The 20873-nt window shown below is 38.0% G+C and carries 21 protein-coding genes and 1 pseudogene; 14 read left to right on the top strand and 8 right to left on the bottom strand.

Annotation, left to right across the window (positions count from 1 at the left end; translation table 11 throughout):
- Positions 1-2: 2 nt before the first annotated feature.
- On the bottom strand, positions 3-131 hold the full coding sequence (locus MKX82_RS18015; protein WP_282581406.1) for a hypothetical protein: 129 nt from the start codon (positions 129-131) through the stop codon (positions 3-5).
- A gap of 268 nt (positions 132-399) precedes the next feature.
- Between MKX82_RS18015 and MKX82_RS18010 the strand changes: the two genes are divergently transcribed.
- The 5 genes from MKX82_RS18010 to MKX82_RS17990 all read left to right on the top strand — a co-directional run bounded on the left by MKX82_RS18010 (position 400) and on the right by MKX82_RS17990 (position 5879).
- A complete protein-coding gene (locus MKX82_RS18010; RefSeq protein ID WP_233315770.1) occupies positions 400-1377 on the top strand; it encodes a glycosyltransferase family 2 protein in 978 nt (325 codons plus the stop codon).
- A 22-nt stretch (positions 1378-1399) separates the two neighbouring features.
- Entirely contained in the window at positions 1400-2512 is a 1113-nt protein-coding gene (locus tag MKX82_RS18005) for a polysaccharide pyruvyl transferase family protein (RefSeq protein ID WP_341078932.1), read from the top strand.
- Between the two features lie 12 nt (positions 2513-2524).
- A complete protein-coding gene (locus tag MKX82_RS18000) occupies positions 2525-4051 on the top strand; it encodes a sugar isomerase (protein ID WP_341078930.1) in 1527 nt (508 codons plus the stop codon).
- Positions 4052-4066: 15 nt separating this feature from the next.
- A complete protein-coding gene (locus MKX82_RS17995) occupies positions 4067-5380 on the top strand; it encodes a glycosyltransferase family 2 protein (RefSeq protein ID WP_341078927.1) in 1314 nt (437 codons plus the stop codon).
- A gap of 160 nt (positions 5381-5540) precedes the next feature.
- A complete protein-coding gene (locus tag MKX82_RS17990) occupies positions 5541-5879 on the top strand; it encodes a hypothetical protein (RefSeq protein WP_237941973.1) in 339 nt (112 codons plus the stop codon).
- Between the two features lie 42 nt (positions 5880-5921).
- Here the strand turns inward: MKX82_RS17990 and MKX82_RS17985 are convergent, their stop codons facing one another.
- The gene (locus MKX82_RS17985; protein WP_237941972.1) at positions 5922-7313 is read right to left on the bottom strand and encodes an amino acid permease; all 1392 of its coding nucleotides are present in this window, start codon (positions 7311-7313) and stop codon (positions 5922-5924) included.
- A 539-nt stretch (positions 7314-7852) separates the two neighbouring features.
- Between MKX82_RS17985 and MKX82_RS17980 the strand changes: the two genes are divergently transcribed.
- Entirely contained in the window at positions 7853-9106 is a 1254-nt protein-coding gene (locus tag MKX82_RS17980; RefSeq protein ID WP_341078925.1) for an ATP-binding protein, read from the top strand.
- Between the two features lie 43 nt (positions 9107-9149).
- Here the strand turns inward: MKX82_RS17980 and MKX82_RS17975 are convergent, their stop codons facing one another.
- From MKX82_RS17975 to MKX82_RS17955, 5 genes are all read right to left on the bottom strand, one after another.
- Positions 9150-9287: a hypothetical protein gene (locus MKX82_RS17975; RefSeq protein WP_233315761.1), complete on the bottom strand. Its 138-nt coding sequence runs from the start codon at positions 9285-9287 to the stop codon at positions 9150-9152.
- Between the two features lie 81 nt (positions 9288-9368).
- On the bottom strand, positions 9369-11312 hold the full coding sequence (locus tag MKX82_RS17970; protein ID WP_341078923.1) for an ABC transporter permease: 1944 nt from the start codon (positions 11310-11312) through the stop codon (positions 9369-9371).
- On the bottom strand, positions 11302-12063 hold the full coding sequence (locus MKX82_RS17965) for an ABC transporter ATP-binding protein (protein WP_341078921.1): 762 nt from the start codon (positions 12061-12063) through the stop codon (positions 11302-11304). Before MKX82_RS17965 ends, MKX82_RS17970 begins: the two co-directional genes overlap by 11 nt.
- 107 nt (positions 12064-12170) lie before the next feature.
- A complete protein-coding gene (locus tag MKX82_RS17960) occupies positions 12171-13184 on the bottom strand; it encodes a sensor histidine kinase (RefSeq protein WP_341078918.1) in 1014 nt (337 codons plus the stop codon).
- Positions 13181-13870 carry a response regulator transcription factor gene (locus tag MKX82_RS17955; RefSeq protein ID WP_237941968.1) on the bottom strand — a complete coding sequence of 230 codons (690 nt, stop codon included), beginning with the start codon at positions 13868-13870 and terminating at the stop codon, positions 13181-13183. The genes MKX82_RS17960 and MKX82_RS17955 overlap by 4 nt, the downstream gene beginning before the upstream one ends.
- Before the next feature lie 129 nt (positions 13871-13999).
- Between MKX82_RS17955 and MKX82_RS17950 the strand changes: the two genes are divergently transcribed.
- The 3 genes from MKX82_RS17950 (at position 14000) to MKX82_RS17940 (ending at position 15263) form a co-directional block, all read left to right on the top strand.
- A complete protein-coding gene (locus MKX82_RS17950) occupies positions 14000-14821 on the top strand; it encodes a methyl-accepting chemotaxis protein (protein ID WP_233315756.1) in 822 nt (273 codons plus the stop codon).
- A 74-nt stretch (positions 14822-14895) separates the two neighbouring features.
- Positions 14896-15072 carry a hypothetical protein gene (locus tag MKX82_RS17945; protein ID WP_233315755.1) on the top strand — a complete coding sequence of 59 codons (177 nt, stop codon included), beginning with the start codon at positions 14896-14898 and terminating at the stop codon, positions 15070-15072.
- Complete coding sequence (locus MKX82_RS17940) at positions 15072-15263, top strand: YwbE family protein (RefSeq protein WP_233315754.1); 192 nt, start codon at positions 15072-15074, stop codon at positions 15261-15263. The genes MKX82_RS17945 and MKX82_RS17940 overlap by 1 nt, the downstream gene beginning before the upstream one ends.
- A 402-nt stretch (positions 15264-15665) precedes the next feature.
- Here MKX82_RS17940 and MKX82_RS17935 read toward each other — a convergent pair whose 3' ends face one another.
- Entirely contained in the window at positions 15666-16049 is a 384-nt protein-coding gene (locus tag MKX82_RS17935; RefSeq protein WP_233315753.1) for a UPF0715 family protein, read from the bottom strand.
- Positions 16050-16283: 234 nt separating this feature from the next.
- Here MKX82_RS17935 and MKX82_RS17930 point away from each other — a divergent pair, with 234 nt between their 5' ends.
- From MKX82_RS17930 to MKX82_RS17910, 5 genes and pseudogenes are all read left to right on the top strand, one after another.
- Positions 16284-16895 (top strand): PH domain-containing protein, encoded by a 612-nt coding sequence (locus tag MKX82_RS17930; protein ID WP_341078913.1) that lies wholly within the window; start codon positions 16284-16286, stop codon positions 16893-16895.
- A gap of 155 nt (positions 16896-17050) precedes the next feature.
- The gene (locus MKX82_RS17925) at positions 17051-17863 is read left to right on the top strand and encodes an alpha/beta fold hydrolase (protein ID WP_233315751.1); all 813 of its coding nucleotides are present in this window, start codon (positions 17051-17053) and stop codon (positions 17861-17863) included.
- A gap of 20 nt (positions 17864-17883) precedes the next feature.
- Positions 17884-19086, top strand: coding sequence for a SpoIIE family protein phosphatase (locus tag MKX82_RS17920; RefSeq protein WP_341078911.1), 1203 nt, complete (start codon positions 17884-17886; stop codon positions 19084-19086).
- Positions 19087-19198: 112 nt separating this feature from the next.
- Positions 19199-20359 carry an MFS transporter gene (locus MKX82_RS17915; RefSeq protein ID WP_341078910.1) on the top strand — a complete coding sequence of 387 codons (1161 nt, stop codon included), beginning with the start codon at positions 19199-19201 and terminating at the stop codon, positions 20357-20359.
- Between the two features lie 69 nt (positions 20360-20428).
- Positions 20429-20683 (top strand): annotated as a pseudogene (locus MKX82_RS17910) (response regulator transcription factor); the annotation flags it as partial.
- Between the last annotated feature and the right edge of the window lie 190 nt (positions 20684-20873).

Here is a 20873-nt window from a genome sequence, read left to right as displayed (position 1 = left end):
TTTTATTCTTTATTCTTCTTTTCATCAGACTCGTTGTTGTCTTCTTTAATATTCTTTACCTGTTCTTCAACTTTCTTGTCATCAAGTGGACGGTCCACTGTTTTGTCTTTTAAATCATTCGGTTTAACCATTTTGGACAGCCTCCTTTAGTGTTGTACTTTATATATAGACGCTGTGAATTTTTTTAAACCATGAATTATTTTAAGAGTTGTAATAGTTTGATGGATAAAGAGAGGGAGTTCATTAAAAGCAACAGGAAAAACTTTAAGTTACTGTAAAGAATTAGTGTTATTTCTGCTAATTAAATTCCATTATTATCTTTGCTTTTCTAATTGTTAGTATAATGAACGAAAGAGGAGCTACCCTAATGTACAACATAGCGGAGGGACAAACAAAGACATGATTAATCCTTTAATAAGTATTATCATACCTGTTTATAATGTAGAAGCATATATAACGAGATGTTTGGATTCACTCAAAAATCAAACGTATAAACATATAGAAATAGTAGTGATAAATGACGGTTCGACTGATAACTCTTTAAGCATTGTAGAGGAAATCGGCAAAACAGAAAATAGAATCCGTATCTATAACAAAGAAAATGGCGGTCAAGCGAGCGCTAGAAACTTAGGGATAAGTATCGCAAAAGGCGAATACTTCCTGTTTGTGGACAGCGATGATTATTTGGACAATAATGCCGTTCAAGCATGTGTGGATATAGTCAACAGCCAACAATGTGACTTGATTGTGTTTGACTATTACAAAGTGAATAAACAAGGCCAGAAACAGCATATTCATCTTGGCACAGAACTGCATACCTGCAGTGCCGGACCTTGCAATAAACTGTTTAGCAGAAAGTTATGGGAGAACTATCGTTTTCCTGAGGGCTATTGGTATGAAGATCTCGGGATTGTCCCAGTGGTTGTTGCGAATGCTAGTAATATAGCAAAAATTGATCAAGCCCTCTATTTTTATGATGTTTCTAGAGAGACTTCTCAAACGAACACAATTAATCCTTTAAAACTGAACGATAAGATTTATATGGTTGAAAATGTGTATAAGGAATTAGAAAGACAAGGGAAGCTTAATAAGAATCTAAATAAGGTTGAATATTTGTTTATCGACCATCTCTTGAATGGATTATTATTTAAACTCATGTACGTAGAAGATACGACTGTAAGAATGAATATAGCCGTGAATATAAAGACAACAATGGACCGCTACTTCCCTAAATGGGAAGCTTCCGTAAAGCATAACAATAAAGGGATAAAAAAATTAATGAAAAGAATTGTAATTCATCAATACTTAAAGGGTCAGTTTCTCCTAGGCGATGTTTTATTAAAGTACCCGAAACAGCTTAAAAAGAAGATTGTGTAAAAAAGCTAACTAACTTAACTGTATGGATAAACGAGGTGTTTCTTTGAAAAGGGTTTTAATATCAGCATATTTAAACAACAACTTAGGAGATGATTTATTCGTTAAAGTTTTATGTGAGAGATACCCTCAAACACAATTCTATATTTATGAAAATAAAGAGAAGCTTAGTGCTTTCACAGGAATAAAAAACTTACATGTGATTTATCCGAATATCCTTTATAAGGTGATTGATAAGATTCCTAATAAACTATTCAGCAAATCCTTTATTAGAACGATGCTTGGTTTAACGATGGACGCACATGTATATATTGGCGGCTCTCTTTTTATCGAAAAAGAGAATTGGCAAACGAAGATAAAAAAGGATAAAGCGAAGCTATTAAATAATAAGTCTAATTTTTTGTTAGGCTGCAATTTTGGGCCATATGAAAATAGCGGCTTTTTTGAAAGCTATCAACATATCTTCTCAAACTATGATGATGTTTGCTTTAGAGATAATCAATCATATGAGTTGTTTAAAGAGCTTCCCAATGTCCGCTTAGCACAAGATGTTGTGTTTAATTTGGATTATCAAACACAAGGAATTCAGGTGGAGAAAAGGGTTGGTATTTCACTGATAGATGTGAGTAACCGGGAAAACCTAGCACCATTTAAAGCGGCTTATTTACAGAAGATGAAAGAAATTTGTGAATCATTTATTAACAATGATTATCAAGTCACGTTATTTTCCTTTTGTAAATATGAAGGTGATGAAAAAGCAATCGCTGAGCTGCTGCAAGTAATGGACGATAAATACAAGCCTAACATCAAAGTAGTTAACTATGAAAATGATTTAGATACAGCATTGGCGGAGCTTCATAAAGTCGAAATAATGTATGCCACAAGATTTCACGCGATGATTCTTGGGTTGTTATTTAAGAAAAAAGTGTTTCCGATAATTTACAGCAAAAAAATGACCAATGTGTTACACGATATAAATTTTGAAGGAAAATACAGTGAAATCAAGGATATTGGCAAGCTTGATATTACAGAACTTGCGCAGGTAGAGTATCGAGAACTGGATATGGAGCATATTATCAAGGATTCTAACCTGCAGTTTCTACAGCTGGATAAATACTTGTTGAATGACTGGAAATAAAAAGGAGTAAATATGAAAGCCAAAAGAAGTCTGATCAATTTAGCCTTAGGGTTAATAAGTCAGTTACTAATCATAGCACTAGGCATTTTAATTCCGCGTTTACTTTTGGTGAACTTTGGTTCTGAGGTAAATGGATTATTATCTTCTGTTGGGCAAATTATTATTTATATGTCCCTATTAGAAGCAGGGGTAGGAGCTGCCTCCTTACAAGCATTATATAAACAAGTGGCAGGTGCAAATCGGGAAAATATAAATTCTATCCTGTCAGCTACATCAAGCTACTATAAAAAAACGGGTATTTACTATTTTATCTGTATTATCCTGCTTTCCGTTTTCTATCCGCTTTTTATTGATTCATCCATCGATAAAATGACGATTATGTTTGTAATTCTCGTTACGGGTATGGGCGGAGCTATTAATTTCTATTTTCAAGGAACCTTTAAAGCTTTTTTAATTGCAGAAGGAAAAAGCTATGTCGATACATCAATCACAACACTTATTAATATTGTGATAAGTGGATTAAAGATTTTATTTATCCTTAAAGGCTATAATCTTATTGCGATTCAATCGACACATTTTGTGTTAATGATTGTGCAAATTATCATTTATCAAATCTATATTAATAGGAATTATCAATGGCTAGATTTAAAGGTTAAACCAGATTTTGACGCCATTTCGCAAAAAAAATCAGTGATGGTTCACCAAATATCTTCTCTAATCTTTAACAATACGGATGTCCTTATTCTGACTATCTTTACGAATTTAAAGGTTGTAAGTGTCTATGTGCTTTATAATATGCTGTTTTCTGTATTAGATAAAGTCATCAGCACCGTCAACAGCAGTGTCACATTTGCACTCGGACAAACCTTTCATGAAGGCAAAGATAAGTTCTTAAAACTATTTAATGCTTACGAAGTTTGTTTCATGTCCTTTGTGTTCTCCTTATTTACGGTCGCCTATATATTCATCTTGCCATTTATGGAGCTGTATACGAGCGGAATTAAGGATATAAACTATATTGATTTTTGGATACCGACCTTATTTGTCATCATTAAATTATTAGTGAATGCGCGAGCAACCTCTAATAATGTCATAAATATTGCAGGGCATTTCAAGAAGACACAAAGCCGGGCGATATTGGAATGTACGATTAATCTAGTCTGCTCCATCACGCTTGTTCAGTTTTTAGGAATATATGGTGTGCTGCTTGGCACAATCGCAGCATTATTATATCGCTCTATCGATATCGTCCTTTATGCGAACAAAAAGATACTGGAAAGAAATGCGTGGATGACAATAAGAAGATGGCTGACAAATATTGTGATATTCTCAATCATCGTAACTGCAGCCAAAGCGATGAGCATTCATCCAACTTCTTATGTAACGACAATTCTTAGCGCCGTTATTTTATTAGGATTAACGATTGTGATATTTGCTTCTGTTAATGCTGTTATCGACAGAGAGGCTTTTAAATATACAAAAGATATTATCGTTAAACTTATTAATCAACAAAAACGCAAAAAATCTATCTCTACATAAGAGAGGAGGATGTTTATGAATTCGGAGCATGAACTAAAACAAACTGGCACTGTGATTACTGACTTTTTCCATACCAATCAGCAAGAAATGAGCACTATAGTGGATATAGCACAACTTCAAAAGTTTTTAAGTGAAAAACTAGCTGACTCTGCCGAACAAAAGGATTATATAGAGAATTTTAACGAAGTGTTACTTGCACTGTTAAAAGGAAAGCTGTCTGCAGAAGTGTTTCTTTTCTATTTAGAAGCGCAATTTTTTCTAGATGAAGCAGCTGCTAAACAAATATGCACTTATATAACGAGGTTTCAGGCTTATAAAGAAAGCTCGCTGCATGATGAAATTACGTTCCCAAACCAATCAGCACCGAAAGTGAATGTTATTATTACTACGTATAATAGAGAAAGATTTCTAGAACAAGTAATTGATAGTATTCTAAAGCAAGATTATCCAAATATTGAGTTAATCATCATAGACGATAACTCCCAGGACGGAACAAGCTCTTTAATGGAGAAGAAATATGCTAGTACGTCCAATGTCATTTATATGAGAAATAACAAGAATGAAGGACCAGGCACAAACCGTTTGAAAGCCTTTGTTACACATGCTGACGGCGAGTATATTTTCTTTTTAGATGATGACGATTATCTGATTGATTCGAATTATATAAGCAAAGCAGTCCATTTTCATGAACAGCATCCAGAAGTTTCATTTGTGGCAGCTAATGTATTCTTAGATAAAACGAACAAATCCGAATTAAAACTTTCAGACCTTAAGCTAAACACCATCGTCAAAAAATATGATTATTTTATTAACTTTGAAAAAAAAGGCTACCCGAAGCCAGCATCCACATTAACAACTGTTTTTAAGCGGTCTGCGCTCATTGAGATGGACATTGTAAACATGAAAATGGTCAATGATTCTGCTATCTATTTAAGATCCCTGCTCGTTGGCGATGCCGGCTTTCTTGATACAGTCGCAGGTGTGTATCGAATTCACGGCAATAATATCACCTTTAACTTAAAGAGTGACTTTATCATTGAAAATTTAAACGAAAAAAAGACAATCAAAAATATGGCTGTTAATGACTTCAACTACAATGCCAAAGAAGTAGAGGACTGGTTGGGAAACAGTGTGTACGTTACAGTTATGTACTTCTTAAAATATTCCGCTAAAAACGCAAATGATTATTTTGTGATGTTAAATTGGACAAAGGAAAACTGCAGAAGTATTTATAAAAAGATGCGATATGCAGCGCTGAAAATTGTCATTAAAAGACGGCTGTCCAGACTTCGTAATCTGGGCAGGAAAGCTGTCGTGCAGAAAAGTTAACAAGGAAGGGTGAGTCCGGTTTTATTGGGCTCATCTTTTTTGTTTAGAGAAATACTACTATCAGTTTATTAAAGTGAATAACCCATTTTTTATGATCATTCTGTGACTTGAAAGGAAAGAGGGATATCTATCAAGAATTGACGATAAGAAAGGAGGGAGGATGATGAACTTCCCTGGAAGTGAGAGTGATTATTTATATGAGCCATTATATGTATGTGTATTGTTACTATTGTTAGGATTAATCTTTTTTGGCATATTATTATATTGTGTTCTAAATATAAAATTCCATATACTAGGCTATGTTTTGCTTACTATATCATTTGTCACTTATTTGCTCGTCGGCATCTATATGGTGGGTAAAGGTTATTACTATGATACAGACCCGAGAGAAGGTCATATTTTTAGAGAATATGGATTTTTAGAGCTGATTCTATTAACATACCCATACATTTTCCTAACTCTTGCCTGTTGTATAGGTCAAAAAAAATCAGCTAAATAAAAAACAGCACTCCTTAATGTTAAGGAGTGCTGTTTTCTATATTTAACGGTTTGCTGTTGTAGTAGTGTCCTTTTTGTCTGGGCGTTCCTTGCCGATGCCAAAAGCGAAGAAGCTGATGACAACTAAGAGCAGGAAGATGATTCCGACAACAAGAGAGACTTGTGTGTCTTTATTGAAGGCCATGCCGACAAGGACGATTAATAGAAATACGATAGTTGCATAATTTGTTACAGGTGCAAATGGCATTTTAAATGGATGGCTGCCCATTTCGGCTGCTTTCGCTTTTCTGAAACGAATTTGGCTGATTAAGATGACAAACCATGGCACCATTCCTGGCAAGACACTTGCACTATAAACGTAAACAAAGATGCCCTTTGGTGCGATATAGCTTAAGATAACACCAACTAATAATCCGACCATAACGCCGATTGTGCTGAATAATGGTACGCCATTTGAAGTTAGTTTTCCAAAAAAGGCTGGTGCTTGCTTGTTCATTGCTAATGTATAAAGCATGCGTCCTGCACTGTAAATACCGCTGTTGCAGCCTGACATGGCAGCAGTGATAACAACAAAGTTAATAATACCAGCAGCAGCTGTGATACCGACTTTAGCAAATGTTGCTACAAACGGGCTGCCGACAGAGCTGAGCTGATCCCATGGATACACTGTAACAATAACGAAAATCGCGCCAATATAGAAAATAAGAATGCGCCAGATAATGCTGTTGATTGACTTTGTTAGTGTTTTCTTTGGATCTTTTGCTTCTCCAGCAGTGATCCCAATCAATTCAACTCCTTGATAGGCACCGATAACAAGAGAAAGGGCAAAGAAAAATCCTGTGAAGCCGCCTGAGAAGAAGCCGCCGTGTGCCCATAGATTTGATAAGCCGACAGCTTGTCCGCCGTTTCCAAATCCGAAGAAGATAATGCCTAAGCCTGCTACAATTAAGAGCACGATTGTAACAATTTTAATCATGGCAAACCAAAATTCAAATTCTCCGAAGGATTTTACAGATACTAAGTTAGCAGCACCTAGTATTGCCATGGCGATTAATCCTGGAATCCATGGCGGTAAATCAGGGAACCAGTAGTTCATATATTCTCCGACAGCGATGATTTCTGACATGCCGACAATTACCCACTGGAACCAGTTGCTCCAAGCAGTCATATAGCCTGCAAGCGGGTGGATGTATTTATGGCCGAATGTGGCGAAGGAACCTGTGCTAGGCTCTAGATAAAGCATTTCTCCCATTGCCCGCATGATAAAGAATACGAACATTCCAGCAATTGCGTATGCAAGCAAAACGGATGGGCCTGTCCAGCCGATTGTACTGGAAGAGCCTAGGAACAGTCCGACTCCGATTGTTCCGCCTAATGCAATCATTTGGATATGACGTGATTCTAAGCCTTGGGAAAGCTTGTTGTTGTTTGACATTTATATCCCCTCTTTCACGATTTAGCAGCCGTAATTTTCAAAATATGATAATGCTCATGGAGTAGGTTTCCGGCAACGAAATGATGAAGTTGGAATAAAACCAATCTCATTTCTTGCAGTTTTATTAAAAAGCATCTTTCAGCTGGTTATCTATAATTCTTGATTCAACTTAACTATCATAATAAATTTTTCCTAAGAATACAATTGTATTTCTGGAGAGTACAATAAGAAAGGGTTTTCATGAACAGGAATTCTTTATTTTGCAATAGTGTGTGAATAATGAGACAGCGTTTGAGACCGCAAGCTACAAGGGTAGAAGAAAAATAAAGCTATATAACAATAAAAAAATGATCTTTTTGCGATTTCTGCAAATTTTTTGACAAAAGACACATAATCTAGCCGTAAAAAAACAATCATAAATTTTTACCAATTCCACCAATCAGATGGTAGAATAAGAGAAAAGAATGTTCATCATAAAGAACGTGTTAATACTATTATGTTGCATGGGAGCAATGGATATGATGGGGAGACCTCCAAATATGAAAAGAACTGGACAAGTTGTGTTGGTGTTAGTTTCGGTCCTATTTACGTTGTATCAGAAGATAGCAGACCATGAGCCTTTCTTTACAATCGACTTCTTCATTTTTACGGCCATTGCATGGTTTGTCGGCTATCATATTGACTTAGGCAGCTATTTTGAGCAAAAAGCCCGTTCGAGTGAGACCAGCTACAGGCTGCTAGTTGATTCCCTGCCAGAGCCGGTGTTTATTCATCACAAGAACAAAATTATCTATGTGAATAAGGCAGCAGTTCTAATGATGGGGGCGAACTCTCCTAGTGAGCTGATTGGCAGGTCCTTCGGAGAATTTATTGCACCTGAATACAAGGAACGCTGGGAAATGCGGATGAGTCTTGTCAAAACAGAGAAGAAGCCGCTCCACAATATTGAATATAAAATGATGCGATTCGACAAATCAGTGTTTTATTTTGAAGTCAGCTGTCTGTCGATTGCCTTTGACGGCAAGGATGCCGTTCTTTCCCTCGGCACAGATATTACAGAGCGCAAAGAGCAGACGAACCAATATGTGCAGAAGTCAGAGAAAATGGCGCTGCTCGGGCAAATGTCTGCAGGAATTGCCCACGAAATCCGCAATCCTCTTACTTCCATCAAAGGATTTATTCAGCTGTTAAAGTCTGATGATAAGCAGAATGAATATTTGGATATAGTTCTATCCGAAATAGAGCGAATAAATACGATTGTCGGAGAGTTTTTGTTTCTTTCTAAACCGACTGCAGACGTTTATAAAAAGAAAAATATTAAAGATATTATTAAAGATGTTGTCACCTTTATCAATGCTCAGTCCAATTTGTATAATACACAAATTTACACGAAGATGGATGAAGACATCCCGATGATTTTTTGTGAAGAAAACCGTTTGAAGCAAGTATTCCTTAACCTTCTGCAAAACTCGATCGAAGCAATGCCAAACGGGGGAATTATTGCGATAACAGTAGAAGCGCTAGAAGAAGACAAGATATCGATTCAAATTGTCGACCAAGGGATTGGCATTGAAGAAGAGAGACTTGCGACACTCGGCGAACCTTTCTATACAACAAAGGAGAAGGGGACAGGACTTGGATTAATGACCTGCTTCAAGATAATTGAAGAGGGCCATCACGGCCAATTAAACATTAAAAGTAGGGTAGGTAGTGGGACGACTGTGGAAATAGTGCTGCCAAGCCTTACACAGGAAATGTTAGGAGGGTGCGGCAACTCCAAATTTGCCCAATGAAAAGAGCAGGCTATCGTAAACTAGCCTGCTCTTTTTATACGGGTTATTTATTAAACTTATCTTTCATTTTATCCTTTAACTTTTCACCCATATCTCTTTCTTTGTCTCGGACTTTCTCATTTCTTTGCGCCTTTTTCGCAGCATCGATAGCTTTGTCTTTGTATTGGTCAAAGTTACTCATTTCTATCATCCTCCTTAAAAGGTTATAAAGTATATATAGACCTTCTGACAGAAGATAAACTGCCAATAATAGGTAAAGGTTTTAAAGCGCGTTGTTTATTACTTTTTTATAGTATAGGACAGATAATAGTCCAAAGATGGAATAGAGAAGCGTGTAGACGACCATAACAGTAAGCATTGGTGTCCATGCTGTTCCGAAAAAGAACCAGCCTGATTGGACAGCAAAATAACTGTGAGCAAGACCAATCACAAGGGGAATTCCGAAGCTGAACAGCTGCTTGCCTTGAATTCCTCTGAGCAGATCACCCTTCGTATAGCCAAGCTTTCTTAAAATCGTGTAGTTATGCTTTTCCTCTTCGCCTTCATCCATCTGTTTAAAGTAAAGAATACAGCCGGAAGTGATAAGGAAGGTCAAACCTAGAAATCCGACGATAAACATAGTCAGTCCCATATTAGACTTGTTGTTAGTGGCCATATCGAGACGGGAAAGGCTGAATTCCTGCTCCTCTAATTTAAGGTCATGGTAAATGTCATTCGCTTTTTCAATCTCCGCGTTTTTGTTAATATCAACTCCGAAATAAGTGCTTGAAGCTAACTGCAGCTTGTCATTTTTGTTGCTGTTAAGCTGAGCAAATACCTTTTCGTCGACAATCGTTGTCGGCATCCCGCCAGCTGTGTACTTATAGGATATAACTGGCACGTCATCTAAACCAATGAGGTGCAGCGGGATTGCTTCGTCCTTTGTTTCAAGCGTTATATCTCCAGTGTTTTTCATCGGCATAAATTCTTTTAATGCACCATCATAGTTTGTGAATAATGCTTCATCCTCCTCTAAATCGACCCCTTTCACACTGTTTTCGCTTACAACAGCAAGTGTCGTCATATTCGGGTCGAAATTAAGATTGTTGAAATCCGCCTTTAAAATTTTGCCGATATTAATATCAGCCATTATTACGTCAATCTTTGTTTCGTCATATGCTATCTTATTTTTGGTTAATTGTTCTGTAAACAACGCAGCTTCCTCACTCGATCCGAATGAAAAATTAGCGGGGATGCTAGTCTCTGCATTTTTCTCAGCAGAATAGTAGGAGATATAGCATAACGACAGCAAGGCAATCGCAAGCGCTGATACAGTTGTGATAATGGTTAACAGAAGCGAATTGGATTTCATCTTGAACATGATGCTCGATAAAGACAGGACCTCATTAATGTTTAAATAGCCGTTCTTGCTTTTGCGGACAAGATTGAACAGAAAGCTGACAGACCCTTTATAGAAGAGATAGGTGCCAAGTATAACAGACCCTAATATAAAGGCCATCGCACCAAACAATGCATTCATTGTCTGAAAATCGCCATCAAACAGCTTTGACGAAACATAATAGCCTGAGATGATTCCTGCTATCCCGATAATCCCGATAATAATCTCCATGACGGACATTTTTTTAACTCTGCCTTCTGCAGATGATGTTACTCTGAACAAGTTTAAGATTGTTTGTCTTTTAATGAAGATGTAATTCATCAGCATAATGAAGATATAGATGACTGCAAACACAAGAATTGTCTGAACTAATGCCTCATTTGAAAAATGAAGTTTTGCAATTCCTTTTACGCCAGTTATCTTAAATAAAACTAAGATAATTAGCTTTGAAAAGGAAAAGCCGATGAAGGTACCGATGAAAAGCGCTCCAAAGTATAACAGGAAGTTCTCCATTCCTAGAAGCCAAAAGATTTTTTCCTTTGTCATGCCAATCAGCTGGAACAGTCCGATTTCCTTGCTGCGTCTTTTAATGAAAATCATATTCGCATAAAAAAGAAAAATGGAGACGATAACGACTAACAAGATAGAGGCAACTTTAATGGCAGCACCGCCTTTAATCGTTCCTTCCACCGAATCCATAGACGGATCATATTGAAGGGTGACAAAAGCGAAATACAAGCAGACACTGAAAATCAAGGCAAATACATACAAGTAATAATGCTTGATGTTTTTGACAAGGTTGCGAAAAATGAGCTGATTAATGTTCATATTGCACCCCGCTCAAAATTCCTTGTGTCTTCATGATATCCTGGAAGAAATGCTGCCTGTCCTGCTCTCCCTTATTTAACTGTGTGTAAATTTGTCCATCTTTAATGAAAATGACCCTGCTGCAATAGCTCGCAGCAAGTGGATCATGTGTAACCATCAAAATGGTTGCGGCAAGTGTTTCGTTCAAGCTGCTCAGCTTGTTCAAAAGATCAGAAGCTGATTTACTGTCCAATGCACCAGTCGGCTCATCAGCAAAGATGATGCTCGGATCATGGATAAAAGCTCTGGCTGCAGATGTACGCTGCTTCTGGCCGCCGGAAATCTCATTTGGATATTTATCCTTTAGCTCAAATATGCCGAGCTCATTGGCGATTTTTGTAAAACGGTTTTCTGCTTCCTTTCTTGGTGTTTTCGTGATAGACAGGGGAAGAAGGATATTCTCCTTCACTGTCAGTGTGTCGAGCAGGTTATAATCTTGAAAGATGAAGCCGAGGTTGTTTTTACGGAACTGAGCAAGCTGCTTCTCCCTCATCCCGGTTATTTCACTGCCTTCAATTTTAATGGTTCCGTTGCTTACTTTATCTATGGAAGACAGCACATTAAGCAATGTTGTTTTTCCAGAACCAGAAGCTCCCATAATGCTGACAAACTCGCCTTTTTGAACAGACAGGCTGACACCTCTGAGTACCTCTTGTTTATTAAATTTGTTTCCATAGCTTTTTTGAATTTGATTTGCTTCTAATATCATCAAATTAAGTCACTCTCCTAACCACTTGTTTATATCTACATTATAGGCACCTCGAACTGTCTCATCCTTCGAATCAGCGAACAAAATAGAAGAAGCATGTGACAGTTTTGTCACATGCTTGCATTGCTTAACAAATGGACAAAGTCATTCTTTCTTGGAAAGGTCAAGGTGAATGCTGTTCCTTTTTGCGGCAAGGAATCGACTTCCATTGTAATATGGAGGGTATCTGCTGCCTTTTTGGCAAGGTATAATCCCATGCCTGTCGCATGCTGGTTTTGATGGTTAGCTGTAGATGTGAAGCCTTTATCAAAAATACGCGGCAAATCCTTTTTCTCCATGCCGATTCCAAAATCACGGATTTGCAGTATAATCTGCTCGTCTTTCCTGCTGCTTGTAATGACAATATCTGCTTTTTCGCTGTATTTAACGGCATTTGTCAGCAGCTGTCTGATAATAAATGCCAGCCATTTACTGTCTGTCAGCACTGCAGTTTCTGAAAGCTCAACCTCAAAACCAATTCCTTTCTGGATACACCATGTCTGCAATGTGCGAATTTCATCGTACAAAATATCCTGTAAAGATATTTTTTCCACATACAAATCATTTTGCATGAAAGGCAAGCGTTTTGAATGAAGCTGCTGGTCAAGAAGATGATGTATCCGCAGCCATTCATATGTTAAATTGCCTCGCATTTCTTTATCGTCAATCCGGTCAATTAGAAGTCGCAATGTTGTCATAGGTGTCTTTACTTCATGAATCCAAGAGAGGAGGTCGTCTTTTTCTTGCTCTAATGCGACTATATTTGTGAGCAGCTCTTCTTTTAACAACAAGGTTTGTTGTCTCAGACTTTCGGCGACAATTTCCTCGAATGGACTTTCAGGAACAGCGATACCTGATAAATCAAGATTATCGTCCCGCTCGGTCAAAGTCTTATAAAAAGCTGTTTCCTTTTGATATCTCCAAAACAAATACAGCAGGCAAAACAGCAAAGACAAAAATACAGTATATAGAACTGATGTGAAGGCAATTGTATCATCAAGTGCTGCCACAACCAGATTCAATGCTAGGAGAAACAAAATAAATAAAAGCCAGCTTTGTTTTTCTTTAATAAATTTCCAAATCATAGCTCGTCCTCTTCAATGGCAATATAGCCTTGGCCGACTTTCGTCTCAATAAACTTTCCGATTCCAATCTCCTCAAGCCGTTTGCGAAGCCGGTTAACATTCACTGTAAGGGTATTATCGCTTATAAAGCGGCTGTCATTCCAAAGATGTTCAATGAGCGTGTCTCGGCTGACAATTTTATTCTTTTGCTCAACAAGCAATTTTAAGATAAAAGCTTCATTCTTTGTCAGTTCGATTGTGCCATTTTCATTAGCTACAGTGTTTGTTTCATAATCGAGGGTTGCACCGCACCAAGTCTTCTTTTCCGTCTGTTCTAGGCTGTAATTGTACACACGGCGGAGAATTGCTTGGATTTTAGCGATTAGCACCTCGAAATGGAAGGGCTTCTGGACAAAATCATCAGCTCCAAGCTGCATCGACATGACCATATCAGTCGGATGATCTCGTGAGGACAGGAAAATAATCGGCACCTTTGATTGAGAGCGAATCATGCGGCACCAATGAAATCCGTCGAACTTCGGAAGCTGGATGTCTATGATAACGAGATCAGGCTTTACTGTCGTAAAGTCCTGCATTACCTTAGAAAAGTCAGTTATCCCATATACTTCATAAGACCACTGGCTGAGCCGGTCCTTTACTTCAGCAAAAAGGGTTGCGTCATCTTCAATTAATAATATTTTGAACAAAAAATCACCGCACTTAAAAAATTGGTTATATTTGTATTATAAACATCGATTGAACTAATGTGTAGTGATGTTTAGTATTTCCTTGCTTAAGTGATACTAAGAGTATTACGCGGGAAGGGAGTTCTACGATTGTTAAACAGAGCAGAATCATTAGAAAGCATTATCGACATTATCCCTATGATGAAAATGGCTATCCCGTTAGACTTGTCGATTGCCATTTGTGATAAAGAAAAGTTTGTCGCCTATTTTCCTGGAGATGCAATCGACTTGAAAATTAAAGTAAACCAGCTGCTTTCACGAGAGGAACCTCTTGCCATTGCTCTTCGGGATAAAAAAGCGTTCAAGTCCTCCGTTCCAGCAAATTTTTATGGGTTTGAATTTATCGGCACAGCAACGCCGATTGTTAATACAAAGGGAGAGGTGATTGGCGGGATTGCTGTGCAAGTGCGCAGACAGACTGAACTGCGGGAGATTGTCAATCAAATGCTCGCTTCTTTATTGCAGGCAAACAAACAAATTGGCATGATTACAGACAGCTCTGGATCTTTGGCTAATTTCTCACAGGAACTTCTTGGGCAATCAAAACAAGCAGAAGGAGAGGTGAATAAATCGACAGAGGTGTTGTCACTTATTAAGCGGGTTGCGGATCAGACAAATTTGCTTGGTCTTAATGCAGCAATCGAGGCGGCCAGAGCAGGCGAAAAGGGGAAGGGCTTTGAAGTTGTCGCAAATGAAATTAGAAAGTTTTCCCGAGATACTGTTCAATCAACCCAGCAAATCCACGCTACAATGGAACAGATAAAGGCGGCGACAAGCAGAATGAATCGTTCGATTGAGAAGATAGCATCTATTGGGGAGTCACAGGCAAATTCCATTAAGCAAACATGTGCATTTATGGAGGAAATTCAGGAAATGGCAGTAAGACTGAATCAATTCGCCGATGAATTGTAGAGAATGATTTCTTCCTATTTAGGTGTGTGTTATAGTAGCAATAGCAAGTCAAAAATGCAATGGAGGAAAACAAAATGTCAGAACAAGAAAAGAAAAAAGTAAGCTTAAAGGATGCAATGAAGCAGCAGCTTGCCAATAAAAAGCAACAATCTCAGCAAGGCCCAAATCTTAACGGCAATACAAAAATGCAAAAGATGAACAGCCAGCAAACGAAAAAAACGAACAACCAGCGAAGAAGAATGGGCGTCTAATGAACGGCCAAAACAGAAAAGACATCACCTCCGGGCTAACGGTTGAAATCGTCTTAAAAGCAGATCAAAAAACAGGAAAGAGAACCGTTGGAGTAGTTAAAGATATTCTCACAAATTCCTCTTTCCATCCACATGGAATAAAAGTAAGGCTAACAGATGGGAAAGTCGGACGAGTGCAGGCCATTCGCTGATTTCCCTTTTTTTTATATCGAGGTAATTAGTACGATATTTTGTTCTTCTGCTAGTACAAGCATTATGAATAAGTAAATGGGAATTAAAATGCTGATTGGTCTGCTGACATCGGTTTCAACTCCTTATTGTTTGTTTTGGAAATAGCTGAAATGTTGTAAAAATTTGAGCACTTTACCAATGGCTTTGGTCTTGAATATTAATCGGGTTGCTTTTAATTATGCAGCATTATTTTATCATGTGATTTGCATTCCAGAAGGTTTTGTTCAATGTTTCGCAAAGAGGTTTGTGAATTGAAAACGCTGTCAAGAAAGTGGGCAGTTGCAGTATAATTAATTGTGAAGGAAAAATGAAGAGAACTATTAAACTAAGATCTTGGAATAAGAAAAACCTTACTATTTATACTATTCCTGCTGCTGCAGCAAAACCGAATCATAAATCCAAAAAATAATGGCACCAGCTAAAACCATTAAATAAAACTCCAGGAAATTAAAAGGATTTTGATGCATAGTCATTAACAAGACAGCATTAGTAATCGCAGAGCCAATCAGATAGATGAGAAGATATTTAATACTGAAGCTTTTAGGCTTTTGGTTCAGCTTAATTTGCAGCGGTGTAGCGATAAACAAATAAAAGAAAAAGATAATAAGAGAAAAAATGATAAGTTCCATAAAAGAAAAATAAGTTGACCGTAATAAAATAAAAACAAGACTAAGCGTTATTGCCGATAGAAGAGAGCAGATGAATGACCTGCCGATAAGATCAGAGTCGATATAAACCTTTTCCATATTAAAACACCTCGATAGGACTGTGTGATAGATTTACAATAAACAAAAAATTCCCCATTATTAGTATATGTTTGTATTCTTTCTTATGTAAGATACTTTCTTCCTAGATACAAATGGCACAACTTTTCGAAAAATAGTTTTCAACCTTTCCTTAAATAAGCTAAAATAATAGTAGTGGATGTAAATAAATGGAGTAATATACTAGAAGATTACCATTTTAGGAGGAACTCACCCGTGTTTAAAAAAATCGCGTCTGATGCATTAGGTTTAAGTGATGTAGGAAGTGTTATTCACCCTTCTGATTATGATAAAGTAGATGCTGATGATTATATCCTTCATGAGGATAATGAAAAAATTTACTTTTTGATTAAATCAAAGACAGATGAATATTGCTTTACAAACAGGGCGTTAGTCCATCTTGACGGTACGAGTGCAATCAGCAAAAAGAGAAGCTTGAAAAGATATTCGTATAAAGAGCATGCGATTTCTGATGTGTCGATGGAAACAGCAGGCACGATTGATCTCGATGTGGAAATTAAGTTTTCGATGGGATCTGTTCCATTCAGCATTGATATACATAAAAACCATATTGAAGCTATCAAGGATTTATATAAAGCATTAATCCGAATCAGTGAACTGACACAGGAAAACGAAATTTCTTTGGAATTTGCGAAGGAAAGTCTGCAAATTACGTCTAGTACATTAGTGCGTGCTTCAATAGAGGGAGATGTTTCCGAGCATTTCCGCAACATTAATGATCAAGTTTTTAACTGGCTCATGAACAGCCGTAAGAAATACAATGTAAAAGATTTCGGCTTCGTATTTGAAAAATATATTAATAATTAATAAACTAGCAGGCATCTTCATAGGAAGATGTCTTTTTGTCTAGTGAAAATCTCAAAAAAAAGATATTCAAACTTTGAACTATTTTATTTAATTTTCAAGACTTTTTAGCATATAATGACCTTATCAACTAAAACGAAAAAGTAAAAGGGGACTAAATGGGACAGCATCCAAAAATAACACATCGCAATAATGTTAAAGTTAGTGGGAACGGCTCCAAAACAATGATCTTTGCCCATGGGTTTGGGTGTGACCAAAATATGTGGCGCTGGACAGCCAGTGCTTTTGAACAAGACTATCAAGTTGTCCTGTTTGACTATGTCGGTTCTGGCAAATCTGACATCTCCCAATATGATCAAGAGAAATATGAAAGCTTGCACGGCTATGTACAGGACGTTCTCGACATTTGCGATGAGCTGCAGCTCGAGGATGCTATTTTTGTTGGCCATTCTGTCAGTTCCATTATCGGCTTGCTGGCATCCTTGGAAAGACCGCAATGCTTTAGCAATCTGATCATGATTGGTCCTTCACCATGCTATTTGAACAAGCCGCCATACTATGGAGGGTTTGAGGAGGAAGAGCTTCACGGATTGATTGATTTGCTCGACAAAAACTATATCGGCTGGGCGAAAGGTTTTGCTGCGATGGTCATGGCGAATGAAGACCAGCCTTCTCTTGCAGAAGAGCTGATGATCAGCATTTGTTCGACAGATCCAGTTATTGCCCGTCAGTTTGCGATTGCTACGTTTTTCTCTGATTATCGCCAAGAACTTGCGAAAGCTTCTGTGCCATCCCTTATTATTCAATGTTCAGATGATGTGGTTGCGCCAAAAGCAGTCGGTGAATATATGCATCAAAATATGCGTGACAGTCTTATAAGAGTAATTGATGCAGCTGGACACTGCCCTCATCTGAGCCATCCGGACCAAACGGTTGAATTAATGAGAGAATATTTAGGCACCCTTGATTAAGGGAAAGGAGCTGGTGATGTATGGATAGACAACTGGATGAAGCACCATGCGGCTTTCTAATGCTTTCAGATAACGGGAATATTCTGTCCGTCAACAGAACCTTGCTGGAGCTGTTAGGGTTTGACCGTCATGACTTGATTAATAAGCATATGAATCAGTTATTGACGAAGCCCTCAAGGATCTTTTGCCAGCTTTATTTTTTTCCGCTAATTCGTCATGAAAATAAAATTGAAGAAATGCACTTTTCTCTGCAGAAAAAAGGCGGCGAGGAGATTCCTGCCTTGATTTTTGCAAATAGACATAAGAAAGAAGGCGTCTTTGTCATTGAATGTGTGCTTGTTCCGATGCATCAACGACTTGAGTTTGAAAGTGAGATTTTGAAGGCAAGAAACATTGCTGCTGCAGCCTTGAAGGAAGCGGCTGAAACAAACAAAGAGCTTGAAAAGGTTCTTTGTGAATTGCAAGCTAAACAAAAGGAGCTTATTCAACTCAATAAACAAAAGGAACAATATCAGGAGCGAATCAAAAGGGAGCTGGATTTGGCTAAAAACATTCAGGGCATTTCCTTATCCACTCCTTTCAGTAATGAGGAGATAAGCATTTCTGCTTATTACCAGTCATCAAACGAGCTGTCTGGTGATATGTACAGCTTTTATCAAATTTCTCCAGGCAAGTATGGATTTATCATTCTTGATGTTATGGGGCATGGGATTTCGTCTGCCTTGATTTCCATGTCGCTCAGGTCACTGTTTCAGCTGTTGATTATGAAAGGCGCTACCGCTGAGGAAATTATGGCAGAGCTTGATACACAGCTTCATCTTCTGTTTCGCAATGGTGATGGCATAAAGCATTATTGTACAGCGATCTTTTTAACCATTGACACGAATACAAAGGAGATAGAATACATAAATGCAGGTCACCCTCCGGCGTTGTGGATTGGGAGAGACACAGAAATCACGGAATTTAAATCAACAATTCCGCCAATCGGCATATTTGAGGATTTAACATTCCGAAAAAGCAGCTTTGCTTATCAAGAGGGCGGCAGACTGTTCTTATATACAGACGGTGTAACAGAAGCCATTTCTGCTAACACGCTTAATTTATTGGTGAAAGAACAAGAGCCTATTCACGCTATTAAGGAAAAAATTGTCCATTTTTTAAAGCTCGATGAGGAGATAGGAATAAAGGTAGATGATCGCTGCTTTTTGCTTATTGAGGTGTAGAGGTAAGCTAAAAAGCAGCTTGTTCTTTTTTTACTTTTTTAAAGAGAAGGCAGCCATTGGGCTGTTTTTTTCGATATAATGGTCCTATTTGATGCATCGAAAGGGGAATTATATGAATAAAAAATATCCAGTGGCATTGTGGACATTGGTAATTGGCGCATTTGCAATCGGCATGACAGAGTTTGTTATCATGGGCTTGCTGCCAGAAGTGGCAAGGGATGTTAACTCTTCTATTGCTGCAGCAGGACAGCTTATTACTGGCTATGCCCTTGGTGTGGCAGTCGGCGGGCCTATTCTTGTCCTTATAACCTATAAAATGTCACAAAAGAACTTATTAATGTTGTTAATGATAATATTTATTCTCGGAAACTTAATGTCAACAATTGCGTCAAGCTACGGTGTACTTATGGCTTCCCGTTTGCTGACGTCATTGGCACACGGCTCGTTCTTTGGAGTAGGAGCAATTATGGCCGCAAGTCTTGTAGAGCATTCTCGCCGTGCCAGCGCAATGGCATTGATGTTCACAGGATTGACAGTTGCTAATGTAATCGGTGTGCCATTCGGTACATTTGTTGGCCAGCAGCTCGGCTGGCGGAGCAGCTTCCTCATTATCGCAGTCATTGGCTTTATTACACTTATTGGAATATATATGCTTGTGCCAAAGCCGAAAGAGCAGAAAAAGGCGGACTTAAGAAAAGAGCTTGCTGTCCTCAAGAACAATCAGTTATGGCTGGCTTTGTTGATTGCAATGTTCTGCTTTGGCAGTGTGTTCACATTGTTCACATACATCACACCAATTTTAACAGATGTAACAGGCTTCCCATCTGCAGCAGTATCGTGGATACTCGTCGTGTTCGGGCTTGGAGTTACAGTTGGCAATATCGTGGGCGGAAAATTGGCAGACTGGAATATTAATTTATCCTTGCAGTATATATTGGTTATCTTCATCCTGTACTTCTTTGTTCTGTATCTGCTGCAATTCTCCACAATATTGATGATTCCAGGCATATTCCTGTTCGGCGTCCTTGCCTTTTCCATGGTGCCAATGCTCCAGTTCCGCATACTCGGGCTGTCAGCAGAAGCACCAACAATTGCAAGCACGCTAAATCAATCGGCAATGAATCTCGGCAATGCCGGCGGTGCATTTGCAGGAGGCTTGTCGGTTACTTATTTGCCACTTCAAGATCTTGTTCTGGTGGCACCAATCATTACAGTAGTCGGATTTGTCTTGCTGTTTGTTCAGCTTAGAGCTGTGAAGACGAAGACAGCATAATGGAAAAAAGACTTCTTCCTATTGGGAAGAAGCCTTTTTTTATTCACCAGCAAGCGGAAGGAGAATGCGAATGTTATGAAGGGAAAAAGAGAGTTTGCCTCTGAATTGATTTTTGGCAGCATAGGTACAGAAAATCCATTAACAGAAAGAGAACAAGAGATTTTAGCTCTCGTGGCTGCAGGAAAAACTGTCCAAGAAATTTCCTCGACCTTGTATCTTTCTTCCGGCACTATCCGCAACTATATTTCTGAAGTATTAAATAAATTAGAAGTCAAAAACAGAATTGAAGCAATTTCAAAGGCGCAAAATAATGGCTGGATATAAACCAATTTATTACTTTTATTTACTGTCCATCTTTTAAGGCAGCTTTTTATGCTGCCTCCTCACCTCTTTATACCTATCCGACTACCAATTTATAAAACTCCCATTAAATATAATTTTTTGACAAAAACATACATATTTTCTCATATTTCTCCAAAATCTATGAGTATATCGTACTATTTTTGGTAGGTGC

Origin of the sequence: Niallia sp. FSL R7-0271 (assembly GCF_038005785.1) — a bacterium.
In the GTDB taxonomy this organism is placed as follows: domain Bacteria; phylum Bacillota; class Bacilli; order Bacillales; family Cytobacillaceae; genus Niallia.
The sequence above is the reverse complement of the archived record's forward strand: the minus strand, read 5'-3'. Positions and strand labels throughout refer to the sequence as shown.

Excerpts from the sequence above, each read along its gene's own strand:
- MKX82_RS17945 (WP_233315755.1), top strand. The coding sequence starts at position 14,896 with ATGTCAGAACAAGAAAAGAAAAAAGTAAGCTTAAAGGATGCAATGAAG.
- MKX82_RS17915 (WP_341078910.1), top strand. The coding sequence starts at position 19,199 with ATGAATAAAAAATATCCAGTGGCATTGTGGACATTGGTAATTGGCGCA.
- MKX82_RS18005 (WP_341078932.1), top strand. The coding sequence starts at position 1,400 with ATGGATAAACGAGGTGTTTCTTTGAAAAGGGTTTTAATATCAGCATAT.
- MKX82_RS17990 (WP_237941973.1), top strand. The coding sequence starts at position 5,541 with ATGATGAACTTCCCTGGAAGTGAGAGTGATTATTTATATGAGCCATTA.
- MKX82_RS17925 (WP_233315751.1), top strand. The coding sequence starts at position 17,051 with ATGGGACAGCATCCAAAAATAACACATCGCAATAATGTTAAAGTTAGT.
- MKX82_RS18015 (WP_282581406.1), bottom strand. The coding sequence starts at position 131 with ATGGTTAAACCGAATGATTTAAAAGACAAAACAGTGGACCGTCCACTT.
- MKX82_RS17985 (WP_237941972.1), bottom strand. The coding sequence starts at position 7,313 with ATGTCAAACAACAACAAGCTTTCCCAAGGCTTAGAATCACGTCATATC.
- MKX82_RS17980 (WP_341078925.1), top strand. The coding sequence starts at position 7,853 with ATGAAAAGAACTGGACAAGTTGTGTTGGTGTTAGTTTCGGTCCTATTT.
- MKX82_RS17920 (WP_341078911.1), top strand. The coding sequence starts at position 17,884 with ATGGATAGACAACTGGATGAAGCACCATGCGGCTTTCTAATGCTTTCA.
- MKX82_RS17975 (WP_233315761.1), bottom strand. The coding sequence starts at position 9,287 with ATGAGTAACTTTGACCAATACAAAGACAAAGCTATCGATGCTGCGAAA.
- MKX82_RS18000 (WP_341078930.1), top strand. The coding sequence starts at position 2,525 with ATGAAAGCCAAAAGAAGTCTGATCAATTTAGCCTTAGGGTTAATAAGT.
- MKX82_RS17970 (WP_341078923.1), bottom strand. The coding sequence starts at position 11,312 with ATGAACATTAATCAGCTCATTTTTCGCAACCTTGTCAAAAACATCAAG.
- MKX82_RS17940 (WP_233315754.1), top strand. The coding sequence starts at position 15,072 with ATGAACGGCCAAAACAGAAAAGACATCACCTCCGGGCTAACGGTTGAA.
- MKX82_RS17960 (WP_341078918.1), bottom strand. The coding sequence starts at position 13,184 with ATGATTTGGAAATTTATTAAAGAAAAACAAAGCTGGCTTTTATTTATT.
- MKX82_RS17935 (WP_233315753.1), bottom strand. The coding sequence starts at position 16,049 with ATGGAAAAGGTTTATATCGACTCTGATCTTATCGGCAGGTCATTCATC.
- MKX82_RS18010 (WP_233315770.1), top strand. The coding sequence starts at position 400 with ATGATTAATCCTTTAATAAGTATTATCATACCTGTTTATAATGTAGAA.
- MKX82_RS17995 (WP_341078927.1), top strand. The coding sequence starts at position 4,067 with ATGAATTCGGAGCATGAACTAAAACAAACTGGCACTGTGATTACTGAC.